General features: G+C 72.7%; 14 protein-coding genes and 1 pseudogene. 1 reads left to right on the forward strand and 14 read right to left on the reverse strand.

The features are described 5' to 3' along the window. Positions 1–29 precede the first annotated feature (29 nt). The 8 genes and pseudogenes from IPT68_RS06365 to fmt form a co-directional block, all read right to left on the reverse strand. Complete coding sequence (locus IPT68_RS06365; protein ID WP_043498934.1) at positions 30–482, reverse strand: Lrp/AsnC family transcriptional regulator; 453 nt, start codon at positions 480–482, stop codon at positions 30–32. 10 nt (positions 483–492) lie between these two features. Continuing rightward, positions 493–1,291 (reverse strand): annotated as a pseudogene (locus IPT68_RS06370) (amino acid permease). 331 nt (positions 1,292–1,622) lie between these two features. Then, entirely contained in the window at positions 1,623–3,065 is a 1,443-nt protein-coding gene (locus IPT68_RS06375; RefSeq protein WP_189699789.1) for a GuaB1 family IMP dehydrogenase-related protein, read from the reverse strand. A 132-nt stretch (positions 3,066–3,197) separates the two neighbouring features. Beyond that, the gene (locus IPT68_RS06380; protein WP_189699788.1) at positions 3,198–3,512 is read right to left on the reverse strand and encodes a barstar family protein; all 315 of its coding nucleotides are present in this window, start codon (positions 3,510–3,512) and stop codon (positions 3,198–3,200) included. Between the two features lie 70 nt (positions 3,513–3,582). Then, a complete protein-coding gene (locus tag IPT68_RS06385) occupies positions 3,583–4,626 on the reverse strand; it encodes a sugar-binding transcriptional regulator (protein ID WP_189699727.1) in 1,044 nt (347 codons plus the stop codon). Positions 4,627–4,715: 89 nt separating this feature from the next. Next, positions 4,716–5,402 carry a ribulose-phosphate 3-epimerase gene (rpe, locus tag IPT68_RS06390; protein WP_189699726.1) on the reverse strand — a complete coding sequence of 229 codons (687 nt, stop codon included), beginning with the start codon at positions 5,400–5,402 and terminating at the stop codon, positions 4,716–4,718. Positions 5,403–5,484: 82 nt separating this feature from the next. Next, a complete protein-coding gene (locus tag IPT68_RS06395; protein ID WP_189699725.1) occupies positions 5,485–6,903 on the reverse strand; it encodes an RsmB/NOP family class I SAM-dependent RNA methyltransferase in 1,419 nt (472 codons plus the stop codon). A gap of 69 nt (positions 6,904–6,972) precedes the next feature. Further along, positions 6,973–7,905 (reverse strand): methionyl-tRNA formyltransferase, encoded by a 933-nt coding sequence (fmt, locus tag IPT68_RS06400; protein WP_189699724.1) that lies wholly within the window; start codon positions 7,903–7,905, stop codon positions 6,973–6,975. A 410-nt stretch (positions 7,906–8,315) separates the two neighbouring features. Here fmt and IPT68_RS06405 point away from each other — a divergent pair, with 410 nt between their 5' ends. Then, complete coding sequence (locus tag IPT68_RS06405) at positions 8,316–8,858, forward strand: hypothetical protein (RefSeq protein ID WP_189699723.1); 543 nt, start codon at positions 8,316–8,318, stop codon at positions 8,856–8,858. Between the two features lie 91 nt (positions 8,859–8,949). Here the strand turns inward: IPT68_RS06405 and IPT68_RS06410 are convergent, their stop codons facing one another. From IPT68_RS06410 to IPT68_RS06435, 6 genes are all read right to left on the reverse strand, one after another. Beyond that, complete coding sequence (locus IPT68_RS06410; RefSeq protein ID WP_189699722.1) at positions 8,950–11,103, reverse strand: primosomal protein N'; 2,154 nt, start codon at positions 11,101–11,103, stop codon at positions 8,950–8,952. A gap of 256 nt (positions 11,104–11,359) precedes the next feature. Continuing rightward, on the reverse strand, positions 11,360–12,568 hold the full coding sequence (metK, locus tag IPT68_RS06415) for a methionine adenosyltransferase (RefSeq protein ID WP_189699721.1): 1,209 nt from the start codon (positions 12,566–12,568) through the stop codon (positions 11,360–11,362). 238 nt (positions 12,569–12,806) lie between these two features. Beyond that, positions 12,807–14,012, reverse strand: coding sequence for a bifunctional phosphopantothenoylcysteine decarboxylase/phosphopantothenate--cysteine ligase CoaBC (gene coaBC, locus IPT68_RS06420; RefSeq protein WP_189699720.1), 1,206 nt, complete (start codon positions 14,010–14,012; stop codon positions 12,807–12,809). A 133-nt stretch (positions 14,013–14,145) separates the two neighbouring features. Next, complete coding sequence (rpoZ, locus tag IPT68_RS06425) at positions 14,146–14,418, reverse strand: DNA-directed RNA polymerase subunit omega (RefSeq protein ID WP_003988945.1); 273 nt, start codon at positions 14,416–14,418, stop codon at positions 14,146–14,148. Positions 14,419–14,468: 50 nt separating this feature from the next. Next, positions 14,469–15,026 (reverse strand): guanylate kinase, encoded by a 558-nt coding sequence (gene gmk, locus IPT68_RS06430; protein ID WP_189699719.1) that lies wholly within the window; start codon positions 15,024–15,026, stop codon positions 14,469–14,471. 60 nt (positions 15,027–15,086) lie between these two features. After that, positions 15,087–15,410, reverse strand: coding sequence for an integration host factor (locus IPT68_RS06435; RefSeq protein WP_003977346.1), 324 nt, complete (start codon positions 15,408–15,410; stop codon positions 15,087–15,089). Positions 15,411–15,473 lie beyond the last annotated feature (63 nt).

A 15,473-nucleotide genomic window follows, 5' to 3' on the forward strand; every position in this document is an offset into this window, starting at 1 on the left:
TGCGACCGATGCTAGACCGCACGAACGGATCAGGTGGGCGATCCGGAGGAGAAGCGCCGCAGCAGCGGCGACAGCACGAGCACGGACTTGGTCCGCTCCACGAACGGCTCCCCCGCGATCCGCTCCAGGACCCGCTCGAAGTGCCGCATGTCGGAGGCGAACACCTGGGCGACCGCGTCCGCGTCCCCGGTGACGGTGGACGCGGCCACGACCTCCTGGTAGCGCTCCAGGCCCCGCTGGATGGTCTCCGGCGACGTGTTGCGGCGGCAGTAGATCTCGACGAACCCCTCGGTCTCCCAGCCGAGCGCCGACGGGTCCACCCGGACGGTGAACCCGGTGATGGCGCCGGTCGCGCGCAGCCGGTCCACGCGCCGTTTGACGGCCGGCGCGGACAGGCCGACGAGCTGCCCGATGTCCGCGTAGGAGCGGCGGGCGTCCTCGGCGAGGGCGTGCACGATGCGTTCGTCGAGATCGTTCAGCACTGCGGGCGGTTCACTTCGCTTCGGGTACGGCGAGACGGGAACGGCGGTAGCCGTACAGGAAGTAGACCACGAGACCGGCGGCCATCCAGAACCCGAAGACCACCCAGGTCACGCTGTCGAGGCTGAACATGTTGTACGCGCAGAAGGCGAAGCCCAGGACCGGCAGCACGGGCCCGAACGGCACCTTGAAGGTGCGCTCCAGGTTCGGCCGCCGGTACCGCAGCACGATCACCGCGATGTTGACCAGCGCGAAGGCGAACAGGGTGCCGATGCTGGTGGCGTCGACGAGCTTGCCCAGCGGGATGAGGGCGGCGAGCACACCGCAGAACAGGGAGACGATCACCGTGTTGAGGCGGGGCGCGCCGGTCTTCTCGTGGACCTTGCCGAGCGCCTTGGGCACCAGGCCGTCGCGGGACATGGCGAAGAGGATGCGGGTCTGGCCGTAGAGCACGGTGAGGACGACGCCGGCGATGGAGATGACCGCGCCGAGGGCGAGCAGGGTGCCCCAGAAGCTCTGGCCGCTGACGTCGCCAGGCGCCGACGGCGACGGCCGCGACGGTGACCGCAGGGCCCGCCTCGGGGACGGCGTCGCCGAGGACGACGAAGATGCCGGTGCCGAGTGTGGCACCGATGCCGATCATGGTGAGCTGCCACAGGCCGAGGGAGCGCCGCAGCGAGCCTCCCTCGCCCTGGCCGCCCTCCGCGACCAGGCGTTCCACGGGCTTGCGGCGCATCAGGCGCGCGCCGACCCCGAGGGACGTGGGGCCGGTCGGACTGCCGTGCCGCGGGGGTGCGCCTTGGTCGGGCACGTGCTGGCTCCTTTGGTGCTGCCGGTCAGGGGGACGGGGACCGGCGGCATCCCCTTCCGACAGGGGACCCACCGAGCGGGGTCCCCGCCACGCCACGTACGAGGCGACAGCCTACGAGCAGCGGCGTTGCCGTTGTAATGCAGCAACCTTGCGTGTGCCCGCAAGATCATTGGGGTCCTCGGCGGCGGGCGGGTGTTCGTTGCACGGCGACTGTCGCCTGTTGCGTATCGGACATCCCGGGCCCACCCGGACAACGCCTCGGCCGGACACGACGACGGCCCCCGTCGGTCCTCACCGGAGGTCCAACGGGGGCGGTACGAACGGGAGTCGATCAGTTCCAGCTGGCGTGCAGGGGCTTGCCCTCGGCGTAGCCGGCGGCGCTCTGGATGCCGACGACGGCCTTCTCGGCGAACTCCTCCAGGGAGGCGGCGCCTGCGTAGGTGCAGGAGGAGCGGACGCCCGCGATGATCGAGTCGATCAGGTCCTCGACGCCGGGCCGGGCCGGGTCGAGGAACATGCGGGAGGTGGAGATGCCCTCCTCGAACAGGCCCTTGCGGGCGCGGTCGTACGCGGACTCCTCGGAGGTGCGGTTGGCCACGGCGCGCGCGGACGCCATGCCGAACGACTCCTTGTAGAAGCGCCCGTTCGCGTCCTGCTGGAGGTCGCCCGGCGACTCGTACGTCCCCGCGAACCAGGAACCGACCATCACGTTGGAGGCACCGGCGGCCAGCGCCATCGCCACGTCGCGCGGGTGCCGGACACCGCCGTCCGCCCAGACGTGCTTGCCGTACTTCTTCGCCTCGGCGGCGCACTCCAGCACGGCCGAGAACTGCGGACGGCCGACGCCGGTCATCATCCGGGTGGTGCACATGGCGCCCGGACCGACACCGACCTTGACGATGTCGGCGCCCGCCTCGATCAGGTCGCGCACGCCCTCGGCCGAGACGATGTTGCCGGCCACGATCGGCACCTGCGGGTCGAGGTCGCGCACCAGCTTGATGGCGCTGATCATCGACTCCTGGTGGCCGTGCGCGGTGTCGATGACGAGCGTGTCGACGCCCGCGTCGAGCACCTGCTTGGCCTTGCCCGCGACGTCGCCGTTGATGCCGACGGCGGCGGCGACGCGCAGCCTGCCCCGCGCGTCGACGGCCGGCGTGTACAGCGTGGCGCGCAGCGCGCCCTTGCGGGTGAGGATGCCGACGAGCTTGCCGTCGGCGTCGACGGCGGGGGCGTAGCGCCGGTTGTGGTGGTCGAGGGTGTTGAACGCCTCGCGCGGGTCCATGTCGGCGTCGAGCAGCAGCAGGTCCTTGGACATGACCACTTCGAGCTGGGTGAAGCGGTCGACGCCGGTGAGGTCCCGGTCGGTGACGACACCGATGGGGCGGTGCTCCTCGTCCACGACGACACCGGCGTTGTGCGCCCGCTTGTGCAGCAGCGACAGCGCGTCGGCGACGGTCTGGTGCGGGGCCAGCACGATGGGGGTGTCGAGGACGAGGTGGCGGCTCTTCACCCAGGAGACGACGTCGGTGACGACGTCGATCGGGATGTCCTGCGGGATGACCACTAGTCCGCCGCGCCGCGCCACGGTCTCGGCCATGCGGCGGCCGGCGATGGCGGTCATGTTGGCGACGACGAGCGGAATCGTGGTGCCCGTGCCGTCCGGGGAGCTGAGGTCCACGCCCTGACGGGAGCCCACCGCGCTGCGGCTCGGCACCATGAACACGTCGTCGTACGTCAGGTCGTACGAGGGCTGGATGTCGTTGAGGAAACGCACGTGCTGCACATCCCAGTCGATCAGAGGTGGCCCCCGGACAGGTCAGCCAGGGGAGAAGAGCACGTACTTCATTCTCCCATGGGGACCGGAATGCGATGCCCGGTGAGTTCGTCCAGGCAGGTCAGGGGCTCTTTAGGAGGATCCTCCAAGGGCCGGCGCCACGGCCGGCCCCGGTGCCGCGTCAGCGGCCTGCCGGTACACCTGCTGGGCGGTCTCCCACTCGTCGGGCCGCGCCGTCGCGTGCGGCCGGCAGTTCCGTACGACGACCAGCAGCCCCCGCTCGACGGCGTCCCCGGGCCACGGTCCCTGGTCGGAGAGGCTGTCGGCGAGCGCGTCCCAGGGGCGGCCGAACCAGTCGGGCAGCCGAAGCGCCCGGGCGCAGCGGTTCATCAGGCCGGCCTTGTCCGTGACACCGTCGAGGACGAGGGTGACCACGTGATCCGTCAGCTCGGTGCCCGTCGTCGTGAGGGACGAGCCGTGGCGGAGGGGCCGCCACGGCTCTTCGCGGGGCCCGTTGTCAGGGGCCGTCGGGGTCGGCGCGGTTCAGCGCCGGCCTCGGCGTCGGTCCGGCGGTCATCAGGTAGTCGGCCGCGGAGGTGTCCGTGACCAGGCTGGTGACGAGCCCCGAACGCAGCACTGCGTCGATCGCCGCCGCCTTGCGCTGCCCGCCCGCGATCGCGACGACCTCGGGGATGCGGCGGAGCTGGTCGGCCTTGACCGTGATGCACCGCTCGCCCAGATCCCGTCCGACCCGGCGGCCGTCGGCGTCGAAGAGGTGCGCGGACATCTCGGCGGCGACACCGAGGGACGCGTAGTGGGAGCGTTCCTCGTCGCTGAGCATGTCGTGCACGGTGGAGATGCCGGGCTCCCAGGAGCCGATGGAGACACAGGCGACGGTGACCTTGTCGAAGTACTCGAAGGCGCGGGCGATCCCCGTCTGGTGGCGCAGCGCGGCGGCGGTGGCGGCGTCCGGCAGCAGCATCGGCGCGTAGATGGGGTGGGCGTCGCCGCCGGAGACCTGGGCGGCCCGGCGGACGGCCTCGACGGAGCCGCGCTCGGCGGTCCCGGCGTCGTACACGCCCGTCAGCTGAACCACCGTGCAGGGCGGGAGCTTGTCGAGGGCGGCGGCCATGTGGATGGTGGACCGGCCCCAGGCCAGCCCGAGCACATCGCCCTCGTCGACCAGCTCGGCGAGCAGGTCGGCGGCCACTTCGCCCAGGTTCTCCGGGTCGGGGGTCTCCTCGGCCTCGGCCGGGGACTCGACCACGACGGCGTGCCTGAGGCCGTAGCGGGCGCGCAGCGCGTCCGAGCGCTCGGCGTCCAGCTCGGCGGGCACACGGATCTCGATGCGTACGAGATCCCGTTCGAGGGCCGTCTCCAGGACCCGGGCCACCTTGAAGCGGCTGACGCCGAACTCCTCCGCGATCTGGATCTTGGACTTGCCCTCGAGGTAGAAGCGGCGGGCCATGGCCGCCGCCTGCACCAGCTCTGCGGGTCCCATCCGCATGGCTGACCGGCCCGCCGACATACCCGACACGGCGATCTCCTCACTGCTGTTCACACTCTGGGTTCGCCGTTCATCCTTGCAGATGCGGCGCGCTTGATCAGCCCTGCTGGGCGCCCGACGGGCGCCGTTCACGTAACCGTGGCTCAGTGGTCGCACGCCCATGCCGCGTGCTTCGTCGCGGCCTCCGACTTGGTGCGCAGGGCACGCACCGCGGCGGCCGGGTCGTCGGCCCCGTACACGGCGGAACCGGCCACGAAGACATCGGCGCCCGCCTCCGCGCAGCGCTCGATCGTCGCGTCCGAGACCCCGCCGTCGACCTGGAGCCACAGTTCCAGGCCGTGCTTGCCGATCAGTTCACGGGTGCGGCGGATCTTCGGCAGCATGATGTCGAGGAACGCCTGCCCGCCGAAGCCGGGCTCGACCGTCATGATCAGCAGCATGTCGAGCTCGGGCAGCAGATCCTCGTACGGCTCGATGGGCGTCGCCGGCTTCAGCGCCATCGACGCGCGCGCGCCCTTGGCCCGGATCTCCCGGGCCAGCCGTACCGGCGCGGCGGCCGCCTCGACGTGGAAGGTGACCGAGGAAGCACCCGCCTCGACGTACTGAGGGGCCCACCGATCGGGGGCCTCGATCATCAGATGGCAGTCCAGCGGGATGTCCGTCGCACGGGCCAGCGACTCCACGATCGGCACACCGAGCGTGAGGTTCGGGACGAAATGGTTGTCCATGACGTCGACATGGAGCCAGTCGGCCCCTTCGACCGCCCGCGCCTCGTCGGCGAGACGGGCGAAGTCGGCGGACAGGATGCTGGGGTTGATCTGCACGGCCATGCCCCAAGCGTATGCGCTGCGCCGCGCTCGGGGGGCCGGGGGTTGAGAAGCGCGGGAAGGGCACTGCGGCCGGCCGACGGCCTCAGCCGGTCCGCCGGACGATCGCCAGATACATGGCGTCCGTCCCGTGCAGATGCGGCCACAGCTGTACGTCGGGTCCGTCGCCGAGTCCCGGCACGTCCGGCAGCAGCGGCCGGGCGTCGACCAGTTCCGCGGCCGGGAACTGTTTGAGCACGTCGGCGACCACGGCCCGGGTCTCCGCGAGGTGCGGCGAGCACGTGGCGTACCCGACGACTCCGCCGACCCGCACGGACTCCAGGGCGCTGCGCAGCAGCCCGCGCTGGAGCGGGGCGAACCCGTCGAGGTCGTCCGGGCGGCGCCGCCAGCGGGCCTCGGGCCGCCGGCGCAGCGCGCCGAGCCCGGTGCAGGGCACGTCCATCAGCACGCGGTCGAACGCACCGGGGCGCCACGGCGGCCGGGTCCCGTCGGCGGCGATGACCTGGTACGGCCCGGGGTTGCCGTGCAGCGCCTTCGCCACCAGCCCCGCCCGGTGCGGCTGCTTCTCCGAGGCGAGCAGCAGGGCTCCCCGCTCGGCGGCGAGCGCGGCGAGCAGCGCCGCCTTGCCGCCCGGCCCGGCACACCCGTCCAGCCACTTCTCGTCGGGCCCCTCGAGCGGCGCGTTCGCGAGGGCCAGCGCGACCAGCTGACTGCCCTCGTCCTGCACGCCGGCCCGGCCCTCCCGCACGGCCTCGACGGCCCCGGGCTCCCCGCCCTCGGTGAGCCGCACCGCGTACGGCGACCAGCGACCCGGCACGGCGGCGTCCTCACGCAGCAGTTCCTCGGTCGTGGCCCGGCCCGGCCGCGCGACCAGTGTCACCTCCGGCCGCTCGTTGTCGGCCGCCAGCAGCTGCTCGATGCCGGCCCGGCCGCCGCCGAGCGAGTCCCACAGCGCGGAGACGACCCAGCGCGGGTGCGAGTGCACGACGGCGAGATGGTCCTCGGGGTCCTCGTCGTAGGGCGGCGCGACCCGCTCCAGCCACCCGTCGAGATCGTGCTGGGCGACCTTGCGCAGGACGGCGTTCACGAACTTGGCGCGCCCGTCGCCGAGCACGACCCGGGCCAGCTCCACGGTGGCGGACACGGCGGCGTGCGAGGGGATCCGCGTCCCGAGCAACTGGTGCGCACCGAGGCTGAGCACGTCCAGGACCGGCGGATCGACCTCCCGCAGCGGACGGTCCACGCACTCCGCGATCACGGCGTCGTACGTCCCCTGGCGCCGCAGCGTCCCGTACACCAGCTCGGTCGCCAGCGCCGCGTCCCGCCCGTCGAAGTCCTCGCGCTCCCGTGCCTTGCGCAGCAGCGGCGGCAGCACCAGGTTGGCGTACGCGTCCCTCTCGTCGACGGCCCGCAGCGCCTCGAAGGCGAGGATGCGGACGGGATCCTTCTTGGGCCGCCGATAGGGCTTGCCGGGTTTGCGGGGCCGACGGGAGGTGTCGCTCACGTAAAGGTGCTCCGGGTTTCTGTATACGGTGTGCGGCCCAGCGTACGTCGATCGGCCGCCGGCGGGGGATCAGCCCCCGAGCGTCTCACCGTCCGCGATCCGCACTCCGCGCGCCCAGTCCGCCGCCCGCATCGGCTTCTTGCCCTGGCCCTGCACCCACAGCAGCTCGACGGCGTGCGAGCCGGTCCCGACGTACACGTTGTTCTTCCCGGCGGACAGCCGCCCCGGGGCGAGATCCGTGCGGTCGGGCACGAGCGCGACCTGCACGAGCTTGAGCCGCTCGCCACGGAAGGCGGTCCAGGCGCCGGGCGCCGGGGTGCAGCCGCGCACCACCCGGTCGACGCGCAGGGCGGGGGTCGCCCAGTCGACCCGGGCGTCCTCGACGGTGATCTTCGGCGCGAGGGTCACGCCGTCGGCGGGCTGCGGGACGGCCTTCACGGTGCCGTCGGCGATGCCGTCCATGGTCGCGGCGAGCAGCCCGGCGCCGGCGAAGGCGAGCCGGGTCAGCAGGTCCCCGCTGGTGTCGGTGGGGCGAATGGTCTCGGTCACGGTGCCGTAGACCGGCCCCGAGTCGAGCCCCTCCTCGATGAGGAACGTCGAGGCGCCCGTGATCTCGTCGCCCGCCATGAGGGCGTGCTGCACGGGCGCGGCGCCGCGCCAGGCGGGCAGCAGCGAGAAGTGCAGGTTGACCCAGCCGTGGGTGGGGATGTCGAGGGCGACACGGGGCAGCAGCGCGCCGTAGGCGACGACGGGGCAGCAGTCGGGGCCGATCTCCCGCAGCCGCTCCAGGAACTCCGGCTCCCGGGGCCTGACGGGCTTCAGCACCTCGATGCCGGCCTCCTCGGCCCGCTCCGCCACCGGAGAGGCGACCAGCCTGCGACCCCGCCCGGCCGGCGCGTCGGGGCGCGTGACGACGGCGACCACCTCGTGCCGCCCGGAGTCGAGCAGGGCGTCCAGAGCGGGAACAGCGACCTCGGGGGTACCGGCGAAGACGAGCTTCATGTGCGGACACGGGCCTCTCGGCTGGGGGTGGTCGGGGGCAACGCACAAGTCTAGGAGCCCTCGACGACGCCGACGACGAGCAACCCCCCGCCGCGGAGGTCAACCTCGCACCCGACTCTCACCCGGCGGGGACCGAGTGACGCCGGGGCGGGAGTGCAAGGGAGAGCACCTGAGCCCACCACAGAGCACCGGACGCCTGCGACAGAGCACCGCAGAGCACCGCAGAGCAGAGCAGGGCACCGGAGGAACACCCCGCCGCGCACCGCGGCCGGGGACGGCGCGCGCATATGCTCCCGCGCCCCCACACCGTGACCACGGGAGGGCAGACGCGTTGGTCAAGAAAGAGTTGACCAACGGGCCGCCCAGCGGCCCGATCCTTTCTCCTCAACGCCGGTTCGAGAGGCTTGTTCATGGCCGACCACGCAACCCACGACGCCCAGGCACGGGCCAGCCTGCACTTGCTGGTGCGGGACATCGAGCGGGTCCGCCGGCAGGTGGACGCACTGCGCACGCTCACCGCCCAGTTGGGCAACGTCTACCGCCCGCGCCGCTCCGGCCCCTCCACGGGCTTCGTCGTCTACGGACGCGCCCCCGCCCCGACGGTCCGCCTCGCCCAGGAACTGCGGGACAGTGTCGAGACCCTGGTCACGGCAGCGGTGGACTTCGACCGTTCACTCGGTTTCTCGTGGGACGCGGTGGGCTCCGCCCTCGGGGTCACCAAGCAGGCGGTGCACCGCCGTTACGGCTCCCGCCGGGCCACCGCCCAGGCGGCCGCCGAGGCCGAGCGGAGCACGGAGCCGTCGGGAACCCGCGCGGTGAACGTCGGCTCCGGCATCACCACGGTGCCGACGGTCCCGGCGGCCCGCTCCATGCCGACCCAGCCCACGGCGGGCAGCCCGTCGCTGCGCGACGAGGTCAGGCCCACCGCCTTCCCCGGCCCCCGCAACGGCTGACCCCCATCCCGGCTGCCAGACCCGCCCTCCCGGCGTGACCGGGAGGGCAGCCGTGCGGCTCGAGAAACCGCCCCCAGCCGGACGGGCCCGCTCAGCCGATGTCGGGCGGATCGATCCGCACCCACACCGCCGCCCCGGTCCCCCGTGCCATCCGCGCCGCCTGAGCGGCCTTCAGGGCGGCCGCCAGCGCGGCTCCCCGCCCCGGTGGCACCCGGATCAGCGCCCGCACCCACTGCTCCCCCGCCGGCGGCGCCCCCGCACGCCGCGACCGCCCGGCCGCGACCGGCGTGACGGGCAGCGGCACGGGCCCCAACACCTCGGCCTCCGCAGGCAGTTCGACCATTCCCAGGAACTCGGCGACCGCCTCCGCCGCCCCCGACACCGCCGCCATCCGCGACACCGGAGGAAAGCCCAGCTCGGCGCGCTCCGCCAGCTCCCGCACCGCGTGCCCCACGGGGTCCCACCGCACCAGGGCCTGCACGGGCCGCAGCGTCGGCTCGGCGACGACGACCACGGTTCCCCCGTCGCCCTGCGGCCGTACCAGCGCTGCGGCGCCGATCCAGCGCCGCAGCGCGTCCTCACCGGCCCGCAGATCGGGCCGCCCGAGCATGGCCCACCCGTCGAGCAGCAACGCCGCCGCGTACCCGCCCTCGGCGACGGGCTCGGCCCCCGGTGTGCTCACCACCAGCGCCGGCGCCCCGGGCACGGTGTCCAGCACGTGCTCCCGCCCGGAGGTCCGCACGGGCACTGCGGGAAACGCCCGCCCCAGCTCCTCGGCGGTGCGCCGCGCCCCCACGACCTGCGCCCGCAACCGGAACGCGCCGCACTCCGGGCAGTGCCAGGAGCTCTCCTCGCGCCCGCACCACCCGCAGCGCAGCGCCCCGGCGTCCTGGGCCTGCAGCGGCCCGGCGCAGTGCCGGCACCGCGCGGGCGCCCGGCACTGCGCACAGGCCATCCGCGGCACGTACCCGCGCCGCGGCACCTGCACGAGCACCGGCCCGTGCCGCAGCCCGTCACGGACCACCTGCCAGGCGAGGGTCGGCAGCCGGGCGGCCCGCGCGGCCTCGTCCCGCGCCAGCTCCTGGTCCCCCACGGTCCTGATCAGCGGAGCGGCGGCACGTACCTGCTCCCGCACGGCGACCAGCGGGCTCGCCCAGCCGCTCTCCACCAGCTGCGCGGCCTCCACGGTGCAGCTCCAACTGCCCAGCAGGAAGGCGCACTTGTCCTGGGCGGCGCGCAGCAGCAGCACGTCCCGGGCATGCGGCTGCGGCGCGTGCTGCTCGCTGTGGCTGTCGTCCCCGTCGTCCCAGACGGCGACCAGCCCGAGGTCCTGGACGGGCGCGAACATGGCGGCCCGCGTGCCCACCACGGCCCGCACCGACCCGCGCCGCACGGCGAGCCACTCCCGGTACCGCTTCTCGGGCCCCGCGTCGGCCGTCAACAAGGCGTGCCGCCCCTCACCCAGGAGGGCCGTCAACGCGGCGTCGAGCCGGGAAGCCGTCCGGCCATCCGGTACGACAACCAGCGCGCCGCGTCCCGAGGCCAGGGTCGCGGCGACGGCGCGGGCCAGCTCCGCGCTCCACTCGGGCCCGGGAAGGGCGTTCCACACCGCCCGTGGAGCGCCCCCCGAGGCCAGCGCCTCCAGGAACGCGGCCCCCCGTTCGTAACGCGTCCAGGAGCCCGCGGCGGGCGCCGGGGGCGGGGGCAGCGGCGCGGGCGACGGCCGCTGCTCGGCGCGGGCGCTGCGCGGCGGCACGGCGAGCTGCAGCACATCGGCGAGGCTTCCGGCGTACCGGTCGGCCACGGCCCGGGCCAGGCCCAGCAGTTCCTCGCTCAGCACCGGCTCCGGCGACACGACCTGGGCCAGCGCCGCCAGCGGCCCCGAGTAGTCGGACTCGGCGAGCCGCTCGACGAGGAACCCGTCGATCAGGCCGCCGCCCTCGCGCCGCCCCTCCCGCACACGATGCCGCCCGGCCCCGAAACGCACCCGCACCCGCACGCCGGGCTGCGCGTCGGCGTCGAGCTCCTCGGGCACGGCGTAGTCGAAGTACCGGTCGAGATGGAGCACGCCCTTGTCCACGAGCACGCGGGCGACGGGCAGGTCCCTGGCCAGCGCGGCCCCTCGCCACGTACGCGGCTTGGCGCGGGGGGCCCTGGCCTTGCGGACGCTCTCCCGGATGAACGCGAGCTGCTCCGGCGGCGCGCCCTCCGCGCCCCCGTCCCCCGGGCTGTTCTCGCTGCTCACGCTTGCATTCTTACCAAACCCCACTGACAACCGACGCCGGCCGGGGACCACGCCGGCCGCCGCGACGCCGCTCCTTGCGAGGCCGAGGCGGCGCCGATACGCGTTCCAGTCTCGAAGTCCGAGGCCTTCGCACCGGGAGATCACGGCCGGCGGAGCGGCCCGGCCCTGGGCGACCCGCTTCCCGCCGCGGGCCCGGCACGCACCGAGGCCCGGTTCCCCGCGGGGAACCGGGCCTCTCGAGGCGCCGAGGAAGTGCTTACAGACCCGCGGCCGCGCGCAGCGCGTCCACGCGGTCCGTGCGCTCCCAGGTGAAGTCCGGAAGCTCACGGCCGAAGTGGCCGTACGCCGCGGTCTGGGCGTAGATCGGGCGGAGCAGGTCCAGGTCGCGGATGATCGCGGCCGGACGGAGGTCGAAGACCTCCTCGATCGCCTTCTCGATCTTCTCGGTCTCGACCTTGTGGGTGCCGAAGGTCTCGACGAACAGACCGACGGGCTCGGCCTTGCCGATGGCGTAGGCCACCTGGACCTCGCAGCGGGACGCGAGGCCCGCGGCGACGACGTTCTTGGCGACCCAGCGCATCGCGTACGCCGCCGAGCGGTCCACCTTGGACGGGTCCTTGCCGGAGAAGGCGCCGCCGCCGTGGCGGGCCATGCCGCCGTAGGTGTCGATGATGATCTTGCGGCCGGTGAGGCCGGCGTCACCCATCGGGCCACCGATCTCGAAGCGGCCGGTGGGGTTGACCAGCAGGCGGTAGCCCTCGGTGTCGAGCTTGATGCCGTCGTCGAGGAGCGCCTTCAGCTCCGGCTCCACGACGAACTCGCGGATGTCGGGCGCGAGCAGGGACTCCAGGTCGATGTCGCTGGCGTGCTGCGAGGAGACGACCACCGTGTCCAGGCGGACGGCCTTGTCGCCGTCGTACTCGATGGTGACCTGCGTCTTGCCGTCCGGGCGCAGGTAGGGGATCGTGCCGTTCTTGCGCACGTCCGACAGGCGCTTCGACAGGCGGTGCGCCAGGAAGATCGGCAGCGGCATCAGCGTCGGCGTCTCGTCCGAGGCGTAGCCGAACATCAGGCCCTGGTCACCGGCGCCCTGCCGGTCCAGCTCGTCGTCGTCGCCCTCGACCCGGCTCTCGTACGCCGTGTCCACACCCTGCGCGATGTCCGGGGACTGCGCGCCGATCGACACCGAGACACCGCAGGAGGCGCCGTCGAAGCCCTTCTTGGAGGAGTCGTAGCCGATCTCCAGGATCTTGTCCCGGACCAGCTGCGGGATCGGTGCGTAGGCCTTGGTCGTGACCTCGCCGGCCACGTGCACCAGACCGGTCGTGATCAGGGTCTCGACGGCGACCCGGGACGTCGGGTCCTCGCGCAGAAGCGCGTCGAGGATGGTGTCGCTGATCTGGTCAGCGATCTTGTCGGGGTGACCCTCGGTCACGGACTCCGAGGTGAACAGGCGACGGGACACAACGCTCCCTGGGGTTGCAGCGGCTGCTGGCTGATCATGTGTGGACGGGACGGGAGCTGCGCCCGCCGACGTCCGCCCACAGTTTATCGGTCGCTCTCCGCCGCCGGGGCACCGTCTCGCCTCTCGGGAGCCCTGTGACCTGCGGCACGGGCATTCTGCCCAATAAGCGGCGATGTTGGCCAGGGGCGCCACACCGGCAATGTGCGGGGTGACGGGCGCCGCGCGGGCCCGGTCACCGTCACCCCAGACGCTTCGCCACCAGGTCCCAGACGGTGTCGGCCAGCGCTTCCTTCGGGCCGTACGGCACCGGGGTCTCACTGCCGTCGACGCCCAGCACCACCGCTTCGTTCTCTTCCGAGCCGAAGGTCTTGCGCTCGCCGACCTCGTTCACGACGAGGAGGTCGCAGCCCTTGCGCTCCAGCTTCCTGCGACCGTTGGCGAGGACGTCGTCGGTCTCGGCGGCGAAGCCGACGATCACCTGGCCCGGGCGGGCGCGGTCGGCCGAGATCTCCGCGAGGATGTCCGGATTCCTGACCAGCACGACCGGTTCCGGGTCCTGGCCGTCCCGCTTCTTGATCTTCCCGGCCGCGTACGTCGCCGGGCGGAAGTCGGCGACCGCGGCGGCCATGACGACCGCGTCGGCGTCCGCGGCCGCCTTCAGCACCGCCTCACGCAGCTGCACGGCCGTGCCGACCTGGACGACGTCCACGCCCGCCGGGTCGGGCAGACCGGTGGTGTTGGCGGCGACCAGCGTGACGCGCGCGCCCCGGGCGGCGGCCGTGCGCGCGAGGGCGTAGCCCTGCTTGCCGGAGGAGCGGTTGCCGAGGAAGCGGACAGGGTCCAGCGGCTCCCGGGTGCCGCCGGCGCTGACGACGACGTGGCGGCCCCGCAGGTCGGGCTCGGTGACACCGCGCGCCAGCACGCGGCGGCAGACCTCGAAGATCTCGGCGGGCTCGGGCAGCCGGCCCTTGCCGGTGTCGACGCCGGTGAGGCGGCCGACGGCGGGCTCGATGACGACGGCGCCCCGGCGGCGCAGCGTCGCGACGTTCTCCTGGGTGGCCGGGTGCTCCCACATCTCGGTGTGCATGGCGGGGGCGAAGACGACCGGACAGCGGGCCGTGAGCAGGGTGTTCGTCAGCAGGTCGTCGGCGAGGCCGTGGGCGGCCCTGGCGAGCATGTCTGCGGTGGCCGGGGCGACGACCACCAAGTCGGCCTGCTGGCCGATGCGGACGTGCGGGACCTCGTGGACGTCCGCCCAGACCTCCGTGGAGACGGGGTGGCCGGAGAGCGCGGACCAGGTCGCGGCGCCGACGAAGTGCAGCGCGGAGGCGGTGGGGACGACGCGCACGTCGTGGCCCGACTCTGTCAGCCGCCGCAGCAGCTCGCAGGCCTTGTACGCGGCGATGCCACCGCTGACCCCCAGAACGACCTTGGGCTTGTCCACCGTCTCTCCCCGGACTCGACATGTACCGCGTACGCGTCTATGACACACCACAGGCCCGGCAGTCGCGCTGCCGGGCCTGTGGGAACAATCTGCTCGAGCAGAAAGTACTACCCAGTGGTGCTGGATGCTGCGCTTACTGCGCCGGGCCCTCGACGGCCTCGGACGTCAGCAGACCCGCGTTGATCTCGCGCAGGGCGATCGAGAGCGGCTTCTCGTGGACGTGGGTGTCGACGAGCGGACCGACGTACTCGAGGAGGCCCTCGCCGAGCTGCGAGTAGTACGCGTTGATCTGGCGGGCCCGCTTGGCCGCGTAGATCACGAGGCTGTACTTCGAGTCGGTTGCCTCGAGGAGCTCGTCGATCGGCGGGTTGATGATGCCCTCGGGCGCGGAGATGGAAGAGGACACGCTCTACCTTCCGATGGATGGGAAAGATTCAGGTTGATGATCGATCACGATCACACAACCTCCATCAAGGCTAGCAGCTCACGCGCCACGTCCTCGACGGAGGTGTTGACCAGCGTCTCGTCGAACTCCGGCTCCGCCGCCAGTTCGACCTTCGCCGCGGCAAGCCGGCGCTCGATCACCTCGGGCGGCTCGGTGCCCCGGCCGGTGAGTCTGCGCACCAGCTCCTCCCAGGAGGGCGGAGCCAGGAACACCAGCTGGGCGTCGGGCATCGACTCCCGCACCTGCCGGGCACCCTGGAGGTCGATCTCCAGCAGGACGGGCTCACCCTTCTCCAGCCGCTCCAGGACGGCCGCGCGCGGCGTGCCGTAGCGGTTGCCGGCGAACTCGGCCCACTCCAGCAGCTCGCCGTTGGCGATCAGCTTGTCCATCTCCTCGTCGGTGACGAAGAAGTAGTGGACTCCGTGCTGCTCGCCGGGACGCGGCCTGCGGGTCGTGGCCGACACCGAGAGCCAGACCCCGGGGTGTTCCTTGCGCATATGGGCGACGACCGTGCTCTTGCCGACCCCGGAGGGACCGGAGAGCACGGTCAGCCGCGGACGTTCACTCATGCAGCGATTATTCCAGCAATCCCGGAGTGCCCGGGACCAGTCCCGGAGAGCTCCGGGGGATCAGGAACCGGTGCTGCCGAACTCGCGCTCGAGGGAGGCGATCTGGTTGGAACCGAGACCACGCACGCGGCGGCTCTCGGAGATACCGAGTCGCTCCATGATCTGCTTGGCGCGGACCTTGCCCACGCCCGGCAGGGACTCGAGCAGGGCGGAGACCTTCATCTTGCCGATGACGTCGTTTTCCTGGCCCTGCTTGATGACCTCGTGAAGGGAGGCGCCGGAGTGCTTGAGTCGATTCTTGACCTCGGCCCGCTCCCGGCGAGCCGCGGCGGCCTTTTCGAGCGCGGCTGCGCGCTGTTCGGGGGTAAGGGGCGGAAGAGCCACGCCTACGTCACCTCGGATGTCGAACTGTCGGATACGGACCGGTGAGGAACCTAGTCGCCCCAC

The sequence above is a fragment of the Streptomyces chromofuscus genome (assembly GCF_015160875.1).
Lineage (GTDB): Bacteria > Actinomycetota > Actinomycetes > Streptomycetales > Streptomycetaceae > Streptomyces > Streptomyces chromofuscus.